Here is a 16,202-nt window from a genome sequence, read left to right on the forward strand (position 1 = left end):
TAATTTAGTTATCGAAGTTCTAAAAGTACAACATTTTCAACATGATGCGTTTGCGGAAACATATCAACCGGACGAACACGGGTTACTTTGTATTTTTCATCCATTAAAGCTAAATCGCGTGCTTGTGTAGCCGAGTTACAGCTTACGTAAACTACTTTTTTAGGAGCAATTTTTAAGATTTGATCAATAACGTCTTTGTGCATTCCATCTCTTGGCGGATCTGTAATAATAACGTCAGGTTTTCCATGCTGTGCGATAAAAGCTTCATTGAAAACTACTTTCATGTCACCAACAAAAAACTCGCAATTTGTAATATTATTGCGTTCTGCATTTGTTTTAGCATCCAAAATTGCTTCCGGAACACTTTCTACGCCAATTACTTTTTTTGCTTTTTTCGAAACGAACTGAGCAATAGTTCCTGTTCCTGTATATAAATCATAAACAGTTTCGTCGCCTGCAAGTCCGGCAAAATCGCGTGTTATTTTGTACAATTCATATGCCTGATCAGAATTGGTTTGGTAAAATGATTTAGCATTGATGCTAAATTTCAAACCTTCCATTTCTTCCAGAATATAATCTCTTCCTTTGTACAATTTTATATCCTGATCGTAAATAGTATCATTTTGCTTCGAATTTACGACATATTGCAATGAAGTAATTTGCGGAAATTTCTCGTATAAATGATCCAGAATAAGTTCACGATTTTTCTTGTCATTTTCAAAAAACTGAATCAAAACCATGATTTCTCCCGTTGAAGCAGTACGAATCATAAAAGTTCTTAATAAACCTGATTGTTCTCTTGGGTTAAAAAATGCCAGATTATGTTCGTTGGCAAAATCTCGAATTTCGTTTCTGATCGCATTTGAAGGATCTTCCTGCAAATAACATTTTTGGATATCAAGGATTTTATCCCACATTTTCGGAATATGAAATCCCAGTGCGTTTCTGTTTCCTAAATCTTCTGTACTTCCAATTTCTTTTTCGGTTAACCAACGAGCGTTAGAAAACGAAAATTCCATTTTATTTCTGTAGAAAAACTGTTTTTCTGAACCTAAAATAGTTTCAAATTCAGGAAGTTCAACTTTTCCAATACGTTGTAAGTGATTTTTTACTTCATTTTGTTTGTAATACAATTGTTGGCTGTATTTCATGTTTTGCCATTTACAACCTCCACAAACTCCAAAATGATCGCAAATAGGTTCAATGCGATGTTCTGATAATTCATGAAATTTTACGGCTTTACCTTCGTAATAAGCCTTTCTTTTTTTGAAAGTTTGTACGTCAACCACATCTCCCGGTACGACATTCGGAATAAAGATTACTTTTCCGTCAGGAGCTTTCGCAACTGAAACTCCTTTTGCTCCGGCATCAAGAACCGGAATTTGATGAAAGACAACTTTGTCTGTATTTTTTCTTCCCATAGCGCAAAAATAAGGGTTTGTAAACTTTTACAAATTTAATTTTCAAAATATTTTACCAATTTTATCAATTTATTGAGTTTAATAACGTTTAAAAGGTAACTTTGCCTTTGCAACAATCCCCAAATGCTGCATTTTTAACCTATTTGTATTGTTTTTTTATGAAGTTGTACCACAAGCTTTCACAAATTAGCTTTTTAAAAAAGAGTTATGCCTTCAAATTTTTATTTGTTGCGTTTATTGGTATACATATTCCTCTAATCGGAATTTTGTTTTTTGTCCTTTTTTATAATAGTGCTATCTCTCCAACTTCTATTTTAGTTTTTTCTTTGATAATGACTTTGTTGGCTACTTTAATAACATTGTTGATTTTGAATCAATTGATAAAACCTATAGCAATTGCATCAAAATCTTTGAACGATTACAGAAACAATCGAAGATTATCTGTTTTACCAACCGGATATTCTGATGAAGCGGGATTGTTAATGTGTAATATTCAGGAATCTATTTATGAAGCCGAAAGTTTTATCAACGAAAAACAGGATCTGATTTATATGCTTTCGCATGATTTGAAAAACTTTGCAGGAAATCCGCAGGGTCTGGCAAAATTAATTATTGAGGAAAATCCATCACAATCTGTAAAAGATATGGCTGCTTTAATTTGCGAATCGACTGATTTGCAATTTAGATATATCGAAAACTTTATTAAGCTATTAAACGAACAAGATCAGGTTGTAAGATTAAATCAGGAATTAAAAACGATTGTTTTTCCGAATATTTTGCCCTTTATTAATGAACAGGTTGAGCAGCGTTTATTAGATAAAAATATAAAATTAAGCCTGAGTGTAGAATTGGAAGAAGCTAAACTTAGAATTGATGAAGGTTTATTGGTTCAGGTTTTGGTTAACTTAATAAGTAATGCTATTAAGTTTTCTTATTTTGATAGTGAAATTAAAGTGAGAATCTATACTCAAGCGGAACAATTGATTATTACTGTTACAGATAACGGAATTGGTTTTGATAAAAATCAAATTGATGAATTGTTTAAGAAATTTACCAAAATGAGCCGCTTAGGAACCGCAAAAGAAACTTCAACCGGAATTGGTTTGTATTTATGCAAAAAAATTATCGAAAGAAACAAAGGTGAATTAACCGCTGCCAGCGAAGGTAAAAACAGAGGAGCTGAATTTAAAATTGTATTTGAAATTTAGTTTTTCCTCCTTTTTATAATTTCATAGTTGATAATTGTAAAGAAATAAAAACAAGAATCGGCTGTAATTTTTCCAAGAATAATTCCGAAGAAATAATTTCCGCATAAAATCGGCATCCAATACATACAAAAAGGGCGAACTACCAAAAAGTCCAGAAATGCAGGATACCCAAATTCTAAGGCCAGGTTTTTTATAAGAGATATAACATCTTTTAATGTTGTGGTTTTTTCTAAAATCTTATTTTGCCTCGCTAATTTCCTGTATGAAGTAAAGATTATTACACCATAAAAAGCAAAATATTCTGCAAACGTAATCAAATATGCAGTTGTTAATCCGCTATAAATTTTACTGAAAAGTGATGTTAAAAGTGCAGCACTTGTACTGGCTAATTCAGCATATTTATACCGGTTAAACCATTCTTTAAAATTTGATTTTGTAAGCATTTCGAAAAAAAGATTCTAAGATTCTGAGTTGCTAAGGTACTAAGATTACTAGCAAAAGTTCTAAAAAAAACTTAGTTCCTTAGTGACTTAGGATATCAGAACCTTATAATGTTACCATAAATGATGAACAGAAGGTTTTATATATTCCTCGTAAATGGCGTTCATAGCTGAAATTTTTTCAGGAGTTAATTTTGGCTGATCATAAACTGATAAATTAGACAAAACATGACTTGTTTTTGAAGCTCCAGGAATAATACAGCTAATATCTTCAAAACCTAAAATCCATTGCAAGGCATACGGTGCCAGATTTTCAGCTTCGGGAAATAATGCTTTTAATTCCTGAACTGCTTTTAAGCCTAAATTATAATCAATTCCTGAAAAAGTTTCACCTTTATCAAAGGCTTCTCCATTTCTATTAAAATTACGATGATCATCTGCTTCAAAAGTTGTTTTTGCATCAAATTTGCCTGTTAAAAGTCCACTTGCTAAGGGAACTCTGGCAATTATTCCGATATCTTTTTTTCTGGCTTCTGAGAAAAATAATTGCGACGGACGCTGACGAAATAAATTAAAAATAATCTGAACCGTTGTAACATTCGAATATTCGATTGCTTTCAAAGCTTCTTCGACTTTTTCGACGCTTACGCCAAGATTTAAAATCTTGCCCTGATCTTTTAAACGATCAAACATTTCGAAAATCTCAGGTCGATAATAAACTTCGGTAGGAGGACAGTGTAGCTGAATCAGGTCAAGTGTTTCTAATCCCATTCTTTTTAAACTGTCTTCAACATATTTCTGAAGCACTTTTGGCTGATAACCTTCATTTACATGCGGATTAATTTGTCGCCCACATTTTGTAGCGACATATATACGCTCAGATCTTGAACGAACGACACGCCCAACGGCAGTTTCGCTCAATCCATTTTCGTAAACATCGGCAGTATCAATAAAATTGACACCATTATCAATTGCTGTATTCAAAAGTTCATCTGCTGTTTTATTATCAAACGCAGATCCCCATTTCCCTCCAACTTGCCAGGTGCCAAGTGAGATTTCTGATATATTGAAGTTTGTTTTTCCTAGTTTTCTGTAGTTCATTTCTTTAAGGTTGAGAGGTTCATAGTAGCAAAGGTTCAAAGGTTTTTTGTAGAGGCGCACAGCAGAGCGTCTTTTTTCTGCCCACGGGTTTTACGTATTGAACAGGTTAACACAGGTTTTTTAAAGTTGTAAGAATTTGAGTTTCTAAGTTGCTGATTTTTTAGCTCAATAAGAAACTTAGAAACTTAGTGCCTTAGCGACTTAGTGGCTAATTCCTCAATCAAATAAATCCGAAGATAAATAACGATCACCGCGGTCGCAGATAACGGCTACAATAACACCGGATTCTAATTGTTCGGCGATTTTTAGGGCAACTGCAACAGAACCTCCGCTGCTCATTCCGGCGAAAACACCTTCTTCAAGAGCTAATCTTTTTGTCATTTCTCTGGCTTCTTCTTCGCTTACATCAACAACTGTATCTACTTTCGAAGCATCAAAAATTTTCGGTAGATATTCTTGTGGCCATTTGCGGATTCCCGGAATTTGAGATCCGTCGCTTGGCTGTGCACCAATGATTTGAATCGCAGTGTTTTTTTCTTTTAAATAAGTCGAAGTTCCAATGATAGTTCCTGTCGTTCCCATTGCCGAAACAAAATGCGTTACAGTTCCTTCAGTATCATTCCAGATTTCCGGACCTGTAGTTTTGTAATGCGCTTTCCAATTATCCTCATTTGCAAACTGATTTAGCATGATATATCCGCCTTGTGCGACTTTTTTATCGGCATAGTCACGCGAACCAATAATTCCTTCGCTGGCAGGCGTTAAAATCACTGTAGCGCCATAAGCACGCATCGTTTGAGTACGTTCTTTTGTAGAATCTTCGGGTAAAACCAGTTCTATTTCAATTTGAAACAATTGCGCGATCATTGCAAGAGCAATTCCGGTATTTCCGCTTGTAGCTTCAATTAGTTTATCTCCTTTTTTAATGTCACCTCTTTCAAGAGCCGATGCAATCATATTGTAAGCTGCTCTGTCTTTTACGCTTCCGCCCGGATTATTTCCCTCTAATTTCAGTAAAAGTTTTACGTTTTTATTTTTAACCAAATTGACAGTTTCCATCAATGGAGTATTTCCAATTAGGTTTAGCAATTTCTGTGGACCCATTATTTTATTTCTTTTATTTTAACTTCAGTTGTAGTGGTATTCATGACAATAGAACCTGCCGGAATAGATTTTGTTACCCAGGCATTTCCGCCAATAATACTGTTTTTGCCAATTGTAGTCTGACCACCCAAAATAGTGGCGTTGGCATAAATGCAAACATTTTTTTCTACAGTTGGATGACGTTTTGCATTTTTCATTTCCTTGCTTACGCTCAATGCACCAAGTGTAACTCCCTGATAAATTTTTACATTTTTTTCAATCACAGTGGTTTCTCCAATAACAATTCCTGTGGCGTGATCAATAAAAAATGGCGAGGCAATTTGTGCTCCGGCATGAATATCGGTTCCGGTAATACGGTGTGCATATTCGCTCATTAATCTCGAAAACAATAACAAATCAAGCTGATATAATTCATGGCTTAATCTGTAAATCGCAATGGCATAAAAACCGGGATAGCCTAAATAAACTTCATCAATACTATTTGATGCCGGATCATTTTCTAAGATATATTCTGCGTCCTGATTTAGTTTTTCCAGAACACCAGGCAATTTTTCCAGGAAACGATCCCAGATAGATTCGCACATATTTTGAGGCTTTTTACAGGCCAGAACAGCTATTTCCTTAAAACGTATTTCGAGTTCGTCGATACTTTGGTCTAAAGGCGCATTTGAATCAAAAAGAGTATAAAAAAGCTTTTCGGTAAAATCTTCAGTTTTAGTTTTGATTCCGTAATTTATATTTAAATGGCTTTTTAAAGCTTTTATATTCTCTATGATGGTATTTTTTGACACAATTATAAAAATTGGATGAATAATTTTGAAACGTTAAAAGTAAGGCGTTTTTTGTAAATAAAGGCACGAATTAACTAAAGAAATTTTGTTTTAAGAATTCTATTTGTGATAAATAAAAGATTTTTGAAAGGCAATAATTTATATGATTCTTAAGAAGTTAAATGTGTAATTTAGCCAGTCAAATATATTAAAAATGAAAAATAATCAGACTTTTAAGAGTGCTATTTCTAACCTGTCTTTTCCTGCAAACGAAAAAGTTTCAGGAAAATCTATCCATGATCCTATTTTAGGACTTATTATTCAGGATCATCCTTCTTTTTGTGATGCTGATTTTATTGCTGTTAAAGAATTAAATGACTACCGCCAGAAATATGTTTCAAATTATTTATCTACAGAAATTGGTACATTATCTGATCTTGAAAAAAGTGTTATTACCTCTTTAAAAGAAGATAAATCAATTGTAAGTATTGTAGAAGATGAAGAAGAAATGAGAAGTTTTGGTCAAAAAATAGCCGATAAAGTGGCAGACTTTGGCGGAAGCTGGACTTTTATAATTTCGTTTTTGCTTTTTATTGTCATTTGGATCAGTTCAAATGTTTATATTTTGGTGAATAAAGGATTTGATCCTTATCCGTTTATTTTGCTGAATTTGATTCTTTCATGCATTGCGGCATTACAGGCTCCGGTAATTATGATGAGCCAAAATCGTCAGGAAGAAAAAGACAGAACCCGTGCCAAAAAAGATTACATGATCAACCTGAAATCAGAATTGGAAATTAGAATGATTCATGATAAAATTGATCATATGATTATGCACCAGCAACAGGAATTAATCGAAATTCAGAAAGTACAAATCGAAATGATGAACGATATTCTGAATCAGATTAAGAAATAATTCAGGTTAAAAAATTAAAAATAAAAGTGTTTGAAGTAATATCCGACAACCATAAATAGGCCATTTATGACAGCCGAAACCCAAAGCATTTTTTGATTTTTTTTTGATTTTTGGAAAAGATATAAAGCTCCAAATCCGAAAAATAAAAGGGTAGAATAAAGTGCCGGATACATCTTAAAAGCAGCAAAAAAGTCACCCTGAAAAAGTAAGAATAATGCGCGTTGAAAACCACAGCCCAGACACTCGATTCCGAACAGCGTTTTGAACAAACAAGGCAGCATAAATTTCTCTAAATTCAAAGCGATTATTTTTTACAATTTTACAAAAAAATATCCGATAACATTTCAGGAGGTAGGAACTAGTATTTTAAAGTTTCATACTTTTGGATTCTTATACTTTAAAATATGAAAGCTTTTAAAATTTTAATAATGATACTTGCCATTTCGGTTGCCTTATATGAGCAGGTTTCGGCAGAAAAAAATATCTATATTATGGTAATTGCTATTGCAGTTTTCATGTATGGAATGATGCAGTTGAGTGCAAAAACGCCAAGTAAAAATCAAGAAAAAGAGGAGCATGATGTTGAATAAAGGAGATAAGGTTTCTGTTTTAGACGAAGCCATAAACGGAACAGTTGTTTCGGTAAAAAATAAGGAAGTTTTGATCGAAACTGAAGATGGATTTTTGATGACATTTTTTGTCAATGAATTGCTTAAAATGCAAGATTCCAGTAATTTAATGAATTCTATTAAAAGAATTAATTTAGAAGAAATTTCCAAAGAGAAAACGGAGCCAAAACCAAGAAGTTTTGTAAAAGAAAAGAAAGATAAACGCGAAATTGCCGCTCCGGAATTTGATTTGCATATTGAAAAACTGGTTCCTAATAAACGTGGAATGTCAAATTATGACATCTTGACTCTGCAGACAGAAACGGCAAAAAGACATATCGAATTTGCGATTCGAAATCGAATTCCGAAAATTGTTTTTATTCACGGAGTTGGCGAAGGAATCTTAAAAGCGGAACTTGACTTTTTATTAGGCCGTTATGACGGAATAGATTTTCAGGATGCCAATTATCAAAAATATGGGTTGGGAGCAACAGAAGTTTATATTAAGCAAAACAATAAATAAGATTGTTTATTGAATTGAAAAAACTCAAAATAAAGCATAAAAAAACATCCGTTTTTAAAGTCAATTTCGATGAGAAATCAATTTTAAAAACGGATGTTTTTTTGTAAGAATTTAAAGCTTTAAAAGAATTGGATTATCTTAGTTTGCAACACTTGTTGAAAACGATCCAATTGCAAAAGTGTTTCCTAATCTAAAGCTGCTGTTTCCTTTTTGAAGTGTTACATTTTTAAGTACAATTGTGTGCTTAAATGCATTTGGTCCATCCGTAGTAGTTGTTACTTCAATAGAACCATTTGTGTCTGTAGCTCCAGTCCATGTTTCTTTTAAAGATGGAGTAGATGGAGTAGTAGTTTGGCAAAAATAATCTTCGGTCAAAGTACTGTTGTAAACTCGGTATAAAAGTTTATTATTGGTAGCACCTATTACCGCAGTTCTTGGCTGATTTAATGGAGTAACAGTGTTTTGAATTAAACCAGATTCTACAGCATCAATTGTTATAGCTGCTCCAGATACAATAAAATTATAAATTTGTCCTGATGTAGTACATTGTGCTGCTGTTTCATCAAATGTTAAATCTAATGTGGTTTCCAATTTTGTAGCAAAGTCTCCAAATACAATTTCGGGTACAGTTACATCGACACCGGAAACAGAATAAGTAACATTTTTAATTATAATGTTATGACTATATCCATTAATTCTAGTAGCATTATTAGCGTCAGGTTCTGTTGCTGTTTGTACGGTTTTTATTTCTATTAACCCTGATTTAGCATACCATTCATCGATAACTTTAGGTGATGTTGGCGGTATCAAACTACAAATGTATGTGCCTGCTATTGTTCCGTCATAACCTCTGTAAACAAGTCTGTAAGTACTATTGTCAATATTATATTGATTTGGCACATCTATAGGTGTCGGGTTTTCCGGAAAAGTATTTTCAGGTACTTGCAATAGTAATGATTCCTGAGTTTTAAGTTTATAAACCAATAAATTCTCATCAGTACAGCTTGCAGAGTTTGTAATTGTACTAAAGTCAACGTTATCAACAGTTATATCACCATCATCGCAGCCATTTAATAAAAATGCGAATAACAGTAAGCTTGCATATTTTCTCATCATAATTTTATTTGGGTCAAAAATAGTGAAAAATTTGGCAAATGATATTTAAGAATTCACAATTGATATTTCTTAACTTTGCACTAATGAAAAAAGTATATCTCGATAACGCCTCAACTACAGCCATGCGACCTGAAGTTATTCAGGAAATGACAAAAGTGATGACTGAAGATTTTGGTAATCCTTCATCTACGCACAGTTTTGGACGAAATGGAAAAACTATTTTAGAACTTTCCAGAAAAAGTATTGCTAAACAGTTAAATTGTTCTGCACAGGAAATTATATTTACATCCGGCGGTACAGAAGCTGATAACTGGATTCTTCGTTCGGCTGTTGAAGATTTGAAAGTAACCCGTATTATAACTTCAAAAATTGAACATCATGCGGTTTTATATGCCGTTTTAGCTTTACAATCAGATTATGGTATTCAGGTTGATTATGTTGATGTAAATCATGACGGAAGTATCGATTTAACCCATTTATCAAGTTTATTATCTGAGGATAAAAAAACTATTGTCAGTTTAATGCACGTAAACAACGAAACAGGCGCTATTTTAGATCTTGACAGAGTTAGTGTTATTTGCAGGCAATACAATACTTTATTTCATTCAGATACTGTTCAGTCTGTGGGTAAAACCGAAATCGATTTGCAAAAAACTACTGTTGACTTTATTGTTGCCAGCGCGCACAAATTTCATGGGCCAAAAGGAATTGGTTTTGTTTTTATTCGTAAAAACTCAGGTTTGCAGCCATTAATTTTTGGTGGAGAACAGGAAAAAGGACTTCGCGCAGGAACCGAAGCGGTACATCAAATTGCCGGAATGGCAAAAGCGTTGTCTGTTACCTATGAAAATTTAGAGGAAGAAAGAAAATATATTTCCGACTTGAAAATGTATCTTATTCAACAATTAGAAATTCATTTTCCGGGTTTTAGAATTAACGGTAAAAAAGAAGATTTCTATAATATCATCAATATCATTTTGCCTTTTTCTGAAGATAAAACTTCGATGTTATTATTTAGTCTGGATATGAAGGGCATTGCCGTTTCCAGAGGAAGCGCCTGCCAGTCAGGAAGTATAAAGCCTTCGCATGTTTTAAAAGAAATGCTTTCGGAAACGGATTTAAAATTACCAAATCTTCGAATTTCATTTAGTCATTATAATACCAAAGAAGATATTGATTGGCTGATTCAAAGTTTGAAAACTCTTTAAAAAGGTACAAAGAGACAGAGTTGCAAAGGTTCAAAGATTTTAGAGTGTAGATTTTATAATCTAAAATCTACACTCTAAAATCTAAAATTATTTACGAATCACTTTTACCTGCGAATCGTTTGTTAGTTTTATAATCGTAGAAGGTTTTCCTGCAACTTTATCCTGATTTAATTTTACAACATAATCAACACCTTTAACAATTTCAGGGTTAATATCTTTAAATGCAATTGGAGTTGGCTGTCCAGAAATATTAGCCGAAGTCGAAACCAATGGTTTTTTCATTCTTTCTAATAATTTAAAGCAAAAAGGTTCTTTTACTACACGAACTCCCAATGAATTATCTGCTGCAATAATATTTGGAGCGACATTTCTTGGTTCATCCAAAATTAAGGTAGTTGGTTTCTCAGACAAATCTAAAATTTGCCAGGCAACTTCAGGAATATTTTTAAAAACATTGTACATCATTTTTTCGCCATTCATCAAAACAATCATGCTTTGTGTTTCGGCACGCTGTTTAAGTTTGTATATTTTGGCAACAGCTTCAGGATTTGTAGCATCACAACCAATTCCCCACACGGTATCAGTTGGGTAAAGTATTATTCCGCCTTCTTTAATAACTTCATAAGCATTTATTATCTCCTGATTCAGATTTTCCATAACAACAATATATTTAATAAAAGTGGCGCAAAGATACTAATAAACTCTAAGAATCTGATGTGTTAATAGTATTCGAATATGTATGTAAAAAGCATTTTATTAATGTACGTTTGTACTTTGTTTATTGGATGTAACAAATTTGTTTGAAAATTAGTACAGTCATTTTAAACATTTATTTTTAAATGTAAAATATATAAAAAAGTAAATTTAGGAATGAAGATAATACTCGATTCACAAGCTTTTAATTATCAAAAATATGGAGGCGTTTCAAGATATTATACAGAGATATTTTCTGTTTTATCCCGAAATCCCGATGTAGAAGTTATTATACCATGGTTTTACACTAAAAACATTTATTATAAAGAAAGTGTCTTATATAATAGCAGACAAAAAAAGCATAATTCTTTTCTGGAACTTCTATCTAAACTTGGAATAAGTATTCGAAAAAAAAGCAAAAAATTAAATTATGCAAGAACAATAAACGAAGGTTTATCAGGAAGCAATTTTGATTTGTTTATTCCAACGTATTATGATCCTTATTTTTTAAATTATATAGACAATAAACCTTTTGTATTAACAGTTTATGATATGATTCATGAATTGTTTCCACAGTATTTTTCAGATGCAGATAAAATGGCAACAAATAAGTTGTTATTAATAGAAAAAGCAACAAAAATAATTGCCGTTTCTCAAAATACGAAAAATGATATTTTACGTTTATATCCACATATAGAAGAAGAAAAAATAGAAGTGGTTTATCATGGAACCTCAATCAATGTAAATGAAAACATAGCAGTGGATTTGCCATCTAATTATATTTTATTTGTTGGATCCAGAGCAGATTATAAAAATTTTATTTTTCTGGCTGATGCCATCAAAGAGCTTTTAAAGAAGAATTCGAATTTGTATTTAGTTTGCGCTGGTGGCGGAAATTTTAATAAAGCTGAGAATGACCTTATAAAAGAAATTGGTTTAGAAAATCAAATTATTCAGAAAGATTTTGAAGAAGAAGAGTTGGGCAGTTTTTATAAAAATGCAAAATGTTTTGTTTTTCCATCTCTGTATGAAGGATTTGGAATTCCGGTTTTAGAAGCTATGGCTTGTGGATGTCCTGTTGTTTTAGGAAATCATAGTTCGTTTCCTGAAGTTGCAGGAAATGCCGGTGTATATTTTGATGTAAATAGTAAAGAAGATTTAAAAAATAAAATTAATGATCTTCTGGAAAATGATGCTTTAAGAGCAAATTTTGCTGTAAAAGGATTGGAACAAAGCAAGAAATTTAATTGGGAAAATGCAGCTTTGCAATGTTTGGCTGTGTATCAAAAAGCATTGAAGAAATAATCTGAAAAATGAATAACTACAAAACAAAATCAGCGGTATTATTTTTAATTTTTAACAGGTCGGATGTAACTGAATTAGTTTTTGAACAAATTAGAAATAACAGACCTTCTAAGTTATACATAGCTGCAGATGGAGCAAGAAAAGACAGGCCAAATGAAATAGAAATTTGCAATGAAACCAGGGCAATTACAGCAAAAATTGATTGGGATTGTGAGGTTAAAACATTATTTAGAGAGGAAAATTTAGGTTGTAAATACGCTGTTTCATCTGCTATTGACTGGTTTTTTGAAAATGAAGAAGAAGGAATTATTTTAGAAGATGATTGTTTGCCCTCTGAAGATTTTTTTGTTTTTTGTGATGCTATGCTCGAAAAATACAGATTTGATACAAGAATAAGACATATTGGAGGTACCAATTTACAAATGGGTCAAAAACGTGGAAATGATAGTTATTATTTTTCAAATTTAACTCATGTTTGGGGCTGGGCATCCTGGAGAAGAGCATGGATTGATTATGATGTCGAATTAGCGAAATACAAAAGTGCTGATATTGAGAATACTTTCAAATTTATTTTTAATAATATCATTGTAGTAGAAAGCTGGAGAAGCATTTTTAATAAATTATTGAAAAATGAAATCGACACTTGGGATTATCAATGGACAATAACGAATTTTTTTAATAATGGCTTGTCGATTATTCCAAACGTAAATTTGATCAGTAATATTGGTTTTGGTGCAAATGCTACACATACAGACAATTCTAATGATGCTTTTTCGAATCTGAAAACCGAAAAACTTTTGCAGATAACTCATCCATTAGTAATGCTTCCTAATAAAGAGGCCGATTTTTTTACTTTAAACAGAGAGTTTAAAGTAAAAAAAAGAAAGAGAAAAAAAATGTGGAGAAAATTAAAATTTTGGAAAAAATATAATAATTAATTGATATGAGTAAAGTATCTGTTATAACAGTAAATTTTAACGATAAAAAAGGATTAAGCAAAACGCTGGAAAGTGTAACCAACCAAACGTATAAAGATTTTGAATTTATTGTAATAGACGGAGGAAGTAATGATGGAAGCAAAGAATTAATAGAACAATATCAGGATAAAATTACACATTGGGTCAGCGAAAAAGACAATGGTGTTTTTAACGCTATGAATAAAGGAATTAAAATCGCTACCGGAGATTTTGTGATTTTTATGAATGGTGGAGATTGTTTTTATAATAATTCGGTATTAGAAGATACTATTCCGGATTTTACATCAGAATATGATATTTATTATGGTGATAATTATAAAGAAAGTAATGGTTCGAAAAGATTAAAAACATATCCTGAAAAATTAAGTTTTTCTTTTTTTTATAATAGTTCAATAAATCATCAGTCGACTTTTATAAGAAAAACGCTTTTTGATGATTATTTCTATTATAATGAAAACTATAAAATTGCATCAGATTGGGAATTTTTTATTTATGCAATATGCTATAAAAATGTTTCTTATAAATATTTGAAGAGAACAATTGCTATTTATGATTTTACCGGAATTTCTTCAAATCCAAAGTTTAGGGATTTATATAATGAAGAGAAAAAAATAACTTTTCAAAAATATTTTCCAGCTTTTATGGAGGATTATAAAGAAGTAGAAGTTTTAAATTCAAAAAGATTCTTACAATTTCAGCATATTAAAAATTTTACAGTTCCCTGGAAACTATTAAAAGCTTTTATTAGCTTATTATTACTATTTTTGCCTAAAACCCCTAACAAGTAATTTCAATTTATACTCTTTCCTGAATATAGAATTTATGAAAAAAATACATGTAGGCTTTTTGTTTTCGCACGATTATGAAAAATTAAAATTATCCATCCCACCGGTTTATGCTGCATCTGACAGAATATTTATTGCGATAGATGAAAATTATATTACATGGTCTGGAAATAAGTTTGAGGTTGATCCTGATTTTTTTGAATGGCTTAAAGAAATAGATACCGACAATAAAATCGAGATTTATAGGGATAATTTTTACGTGCCGTCTTTAACCGAAATAGAGATGGATACCCGCGAGCGCCATTTGCTTTCCCTAAAAATGGGAATTGGAAATTGGCTTGTTCAGGTAGATAGTGATGAGTACTTTTTTGATTTTGAAAAGTTTGTTTTAGATTTAAGAAAACACGATCATTATCTGGATAATCCCGAAAAAAATAAAATTCAAATAGCCGCTTTCTGGGTTATACTATACAAATATACAGACAATGGAATTTTGTATGTTGATTTGCCAATGAAAGCAATATTTGCAACAAATTATCCTAACTATAACTTAGCCAGAAGAACAAGTTCTCGTGTCATTTATACCAATAATATTGTTTTGCACGAATCTTTGTCAAGAACAGAGAAAGAATTGCGTTTTAAATTAGAAAACTGGGGGCATAAACGTCAGGTTAATGCCGGATTTATTGATAAGTGGATTAAAGTAAACGAAAAAAATTATACTGAACTTAGAGATTTTTATTACATAGAACCGAACCGCTGGAAAAAACTAAATTATTTTCCGAGCAGAGATTTGAAAGAAATCAAGGATTTTGTAGTAAATTCTAAAGTATTGACCATTTCACCAGTTTACTTAGCTTTGAAGAACTTTGGACAATGGTTTAAATTTTTATTTAAATAAATTAATATAAAATATCATTGTAAACTTTTAAATAAGCAGCAGCTGCTTCTTTCCAATTAAAGCTGGCAGCTCTGTCTTTTAAAAGCGTCTGACATTCAATTTTATTGTTTTCATGATAATTCAATCCTTCAAAAAGAACTGTTTTCATGTAGTCAGGATCAAAATTAGTCCAATAATTGGCTGCATTTCCGCCAATTTCCGGTAAAGAAGTTTTATCAGATAGAAATACAGGCTTTCCAAAACTCATTGCTTCGATAGGAGGAAGTCCGAAACCTTCTCTTATTGAAGGAAATAGAAAAGCAACACAATTTTTCATGTAAAATTGCTTGCCCTCATCACTTACCCTTCCGGTTAAAAACACTTGGTTTCCAAGACCATTATCGGCAATTAATTTTTTTATTACTGCGCCATATTCTTTCGTATCATTTCCTGAAATTATTAAGTTAAAATCTTTTACAGACTTCATCATGTTAATAATTGCGATATAATTTTTTCGCTCAATAAAGTCACCAATTGTATAAAAAAATGGTTTGTCGACAGGAACCTTACTAACAAAATTAGATGTATCTAATAAAGTAGATATTGGGTTTCCGTTATAGATTATATATTCGGGAACATCCGGAATTTTAAAATAGTCATGTGTTTGTTTTTTTGCAAATTCAGAAATATAAGTAATTGCAGTAGCTCTTTCCAGTTTTTCTTTAAATAAGCAATTTCTTTTGTGATCCATATCTTTAGATATTTCCTCAACAAAATTTACATCATGAATCGTTAATAAATATTTTGTATTTGTACGCGGTTCAATTTTAGTGTTTTGATTTACAGCATGCCATAAATCATACTTGCCAAAAGGTCTAAAGGACTTGTACCTGTGAAAAGATCTGTATTGGTGGTATTTGAATTTGTCTCCAAATTCATTTTTAAGTAAATTCGGTTTCCCGGAATTAAGGTAGATTTTTAAGTTGTCAAAAGAAAGTTGTTCCATACCTTTAATTAATTCATAATTAAAAGTTCCTAACCCGGTTGCTCGGTTATTTATGTTATGAGTTTCTAAAAAAACACTCTTTTGCTGTGACATTACTTAATTTTTTCACGAAAATACAATATTAATTTGATGTGTTAAATT

Annotated in this window: 18 protein-coding genes; 9 read left to right on the top strand and 9 right to left on the bottom strand. The window is 31.7% G+C overall.

From position 1 onward, the window contains the following. Positions 1-8: 8 nt before the first annotated feature. Positions 9-1,421 (bottom strand): 23S rRNA (uracil(1939)-C(5))-methyltransferase RlmD, encoded by a 1,413-nt coding sequence (gene rlmD / locus BUE22_RS02435; RefSeq protein WP_073393530.1) that lies wholly within the window; start codon positions 1,419-1,421, stop codon positions 9-11. Between the two features lie 332 nt (positions 1,422-1,753). Here rlmD and BUE22_RS02440 point away from each other — a divergent pair, with 332 nt between their 5' ends. Further along, entirely contained in the window at positions 1,754-2,629 is an 876-nt protein-coding gene (locus tag BUE22_RS02440) for a sensor histidine kinase (protein WP_243396801.1), read from the top strand. On the opposite strand, the gene BUE22_RS02445 is transcribed toward BUE22_RS02440, so the two are convergent. From BUE22_RS02445 to epsC, 4 genes are all read right to left on the bottom strand, one after another. Next, positions 2,626-3,072, bottom strand: a complete 447-nt coding sequence (locus tag BUE22_RS02445; protein ID WP_073393534.1) for a hypothetical protein — start codon at positions 3,070-3,072, stop codon at positions 2,626-2,628. The two genes, BUE22_RS02440 and BUE22_RS02445, sit on opposite strands and share 4 nt — an antisense overlap. A gap of 111 nt (positions 3,073-3,183) precedes the next feature. Further along, positions 3,184-4,170: an aldo/keto reductase gene (locus BUE22_RS02450; RefSeq protein ID WP_073393536.1), complete on the bottom strand. Its 987-nt coding sequence runs from the start codon at positions 4,168-4,170 to the stop codon at positions 3,184-3,186. A gap of 216 nt (positions 4,171-4,386) precedes the next feature. Then, positions 4,387-5,274, bottom strand: coding sequence for a cysteine synthase CysM (gene cysM, locus BUE22_RS02455; protein ID WP_073393538.1), 888 nt, complete (start codon positions 5,272-5,274; stop codon positions 4,387-4,389). Continuing rightward, entirely contained in the window at positions 5,274-6,065 is a 792-nt protein-coding gene (epsC, locus tag BUE22_RS02460; protein ID WP_042564170.1) for a serine O-acetyltransferase EpsC, read from the bottom strand. The genes cysM and epsC overlap by 1 nt, the downstream gene beginning before the upstream one ends. A 193-nt stretch (positions 6,066-6,258) precedes the next feature. On the opposite strand from epsC, the gene BUE22_RS02465 reads away from it, so the two are divergent. Next, positions 6,259-6,960, top strand: a complete 702-nt coding sequence (locus BUE22_RS02465) for a DUF1003 domain-containing protein (protein WP_073393540.1) — start codon at positions 6,259-6,261, stop codon at positions 6,958-6,960. A 14-nt stretch (positions 6,961-6,974) separates the two neighbouring features. Here the strand turns inward: BUE22_RS02465 and BUE22_RS02470 are convergent, their stop codons facing one another. Then, the gene (locus BUE22_RS02470) at positions 6,975-7,241 is read right to left on the bottom strand and encodes a DUF2752 domain-containing protein (RefSeq protein WP_089075948.1); all 267 of its coding nucleotides are present in this window, start codon (positions 7,239-7,241) and stop codon (positions 6,975-6,977) included. A gap of 123 nt (positions 7,242-7,364) precedes the next feature. Here BUE22_RS02470 and BUE22_RS02475 point away from each other — a divergent pair, with 123 nt between their 5' ends. Then, positions 7,365-7,550 carry a hypothetical protein gene (locus BUE22_RS02475; protein WP_073393544.1) on the top strand — a complete coding sequence of 62 codons (186 nt, stop codon included), beginning with the start codon at positions 7,365-7,367 and terminating at the stop codon, positions 7,548-7,550. Next, a complete protein-coding gene (locus BUE22_RS02480; RefSeq protein WP_042564174.1) occupies positions 7,540-8,091 on the top strand; it encodes a Smr/MutS family protein in 552 nt (183 codons plus the stop codon). Before BUE22_RS02475 ends, BUE22_RS02480 begins: the two co-directional genes overlap by 11 nt. Before the next feature lie 138 nt (positions 8,092-8,229). On the opposite strand, the gene BUE22_RS02485 is transcribed toward BUE22_RS02480, so the two are convergent. Beyond that, positions 8,230-9,207, bottom strand: a complete 978-nt coding sequence (locus BUE22_RS02485; protein WP_073393546.1) for a hypothetical protein — start codon at positions 9,205-9,207, stop codon at positions 8,230-8,232. A gap of 83 nt (positions 9,208-9,290) precedes the next feature. Between BUE22_RS02485 and BUE22_RS02490 the strand changes: the two genes are divergently transcribed. Next, the gene (locus BUE22_RS02490) at positions 9,291-10,415 is read left to right on the top strand and encodes a cysteine desulfurase family protein (RefSeq protein ID WP_073393548.1); all 1,125 of its coding nucleotides are present in this window, start codon (positions 9,291-9,293) and stop codon (positions 10,413-10,415) included. 87 nt (positions 10,416-10,502) lie between these two features. Here the strand turns inward: BUE22_RS02490 and BUE22_RS02495 are convergent, their stop codons facing one another. Continuing rightward, positions 10,503-11,072 (bottom strand): L-threonylcarbamoyladenylate synthase, encoded by a 570-nt coding sequence (locus tag BUE22_RS02495; RefSeq protein ID WP_073393550.1) that lies wholly within the window; start codon positions 11,070-11,072, stop codon positions 10,503-10,505. Between the two features lie 213 nt (positions 11,073-11,285). On the opposite strand from BUE22_RS02495, the gene BUE22_RS02500 reads away from it, so the two are divergent. Genes BUE22_RS02500 through BUE22_RS02515 form a run of 4 tightly spaced genes read left to right on the top strand, consistent with a single transcriptional unit; the run spans position 11,286 to position 15,076 of the window. Next, entirely contained in the window at positions 11,286-12,413 is a 1,128-nt protein-coding gene (locus tag BUE22_RS02500) for a glycosyltransferase family 4 protein (RefSeq protein ID WP_073393553.1), read from the top strand. Between the two features lie 8 nt (positions 12,414-12,421). Further along, positions 12,422-13,351, top strand: a complete 930-nt coding sequence (locus tag BUE22_RS02505; protein ID WP_073393556.1) for a nucleotide-diphospho-sugar transferase — start codon at positions 12,422-12,424, stop codon at positions 13,349-13,351. Between the two features lie 5 nt (positions 13,352-13,356). Then, on the top strand, positions 13,357-14,178 hold the full coding sequence (locus tag BUE22_RS02510; protein WP_073393558.1) for a glycosyltransferase family 2 protein: 822 nt from the start codon (positions 13,357-13,359) through the stop codon (positions 14,176-14,178). A gap of 34 nt (positions 14,179-14,212) precedes the next feature. After that, positions 14,213-15,076: a hypothetical protein gene (locus tag BUE22_RS02515; RefSeq protein ID WP_073393560.1), complete on the top strand. Its 864-nt coding sequence runs from the start codon at positions 14,213-14,215 to the stop codon at positions 15,074-15,076. Between the two features lies 1 nt (position 15,077). Here the strand turns inward: BUE22_RS02515 and BUE22_RS02520 are convergent, their stop codons facing one another. Continuing rightward, entirely contained in the window at positions 15,078-16,154 is a 1,077-nt protein-coding gene (locus tag BUE22_RS02520) for a glycosyltransferase family 4 protein (protein ID WP_073393562.1), read from the bottom strand. Between the last annotated feature and the right edge of the window lie 48 nt (positions 16,155-16,202).

Origin of the sequence: Flavobacterium pectinovorum (genome assembly GCF_900142715.1) — a bacterium.
GTDB classification, from domain to species: domain Bacteria; phylum Bacteroidota; class Bacteroidia; order Flavobacteriales; family Flavobacteriaceae; genus Flavobacterium; species Flavobacterium pectinovorum.

Excerpts from the sequence above, each read along its gene's own strand:
- BUE22_RS02495 (WP_073393550.1), bottom strand. The coding sequence starts at position 11,072 with ATGGAAAATCTGAATCAGGAGATAATAAATGCTTATGAAGTTATTAAA.
- BUE22_RS02500 (WP_073393553.1), top strand. The coding sequence starts at position 11,286 with ATGAAGATAATACTCGATTCACAAGCTTTTAATTATCAAAAATATGGA.
- BUE22_RS02480 (WP_042564174.1), top strand. The coding sequence starts at position 7,540 with ATGTTGAATAAAGGAGATAAGGTTTCTGTTTTAGACGAAGCCATAAAC.
- BUE22_RS02470 (WP_089075948.1), bottom strand. The coding sequence starts at position 7,241 with ATGCTGCCTTGTTTGTTCAAAACGCTGTTCGGAATCGAGTGTCTGGGC.
- BUE22_RS02465 (WP_073393540.1), top strand. The coding sequence starts at position 6,259 with ATGAAAAATAATCAGACTTTTAAGAGTGCTATTTCTAACCTGTCTTTT.
- BUE22_RS02475 (WP_073393544.1), top strand. The coding sequence starts at position 7,365 with ATGAAAGCTTTTAAAATTTTAATAATGATACTTGCCATTTCGGTTGCC.
- BUE22_RS02445 (WP_073393534.1), bottom strand. The coding sequence starts at position 3,072 with ATGCTTACAAAATCAAATTTTAAAGAATGGTTTAACCGGTATAAATAT.
- BUE22_RS02450 (WP_073393536.1), bottom strand. The coding sequence starts at position 4,170 with ATGAACTACAGAAAACTAGGAAAAACAAACTTCAATATATCAGAAATC.
- BUE22_RS02505 (WP_073393556.1), top strand. The coding sequence starts at position 12,422 with ATGAATAACTACAAAACAAAATCAGCGGTATTATTTTTAATTTTTAAC.
- BUE22_RS02515 (WP_073393560.1), top strand. The coding sequence starts at position 14,213 with ATGAAAAAAATACATGTAGGCTTTTTGTTTTCGCACGATTATGAAAAA.
- BUE22_RS02510 (WP_073393558.1), top strand. The coding sequence starts at position 13,357 with ATGAGTAAAGTATCTGTTATAACAGTAAATTTTAACGATAAAAAAGGA.
- BUE22_RS02485 (WP_073393546.1), bottom strand. The coding sequence starts at position 9,207 with ATGATGAGAAAATATGCAAGCTTACTGTTATTCGCATTTTTATTAAAT.
- BUE22_RS02440 (WP_243396801.1), top strand. The coding sequence starts at position 1,754 with ATGACTTTGTTGGCTACTTTAATAACATTGTTGATTTTGAATCAATTG.
- BUE22_RS02520 (WP_073393562.1), bottom strand. The coding sequence starts at position 16,154 with ATGTCACAGCAAAAGAGTGTTTTTTTAGAAACTCATAACATAAATAAC.
- rlmD (WP_073393530.1), bottom strand. The coding sequence starts at position 1,421 with ATGGGAAGAAAAAATACAGACAAAGTTGTCTTTCATCAAATTCCGGTT.
- BUE22_RS02490 (WP_073393548.1), top strand. The coding sequence starts at position 9,291 with ATGAAAAAAGTATATCTCGATAACGCCTCAACTACAGCCATGCGACCT.
- cysM (WP_073393538.1), bottom strand. The coding sequence starts at position 5,274 with ATGGGTCCACAGAAATTGCTAAACCTAATTGGAAATACTCCATTGATG.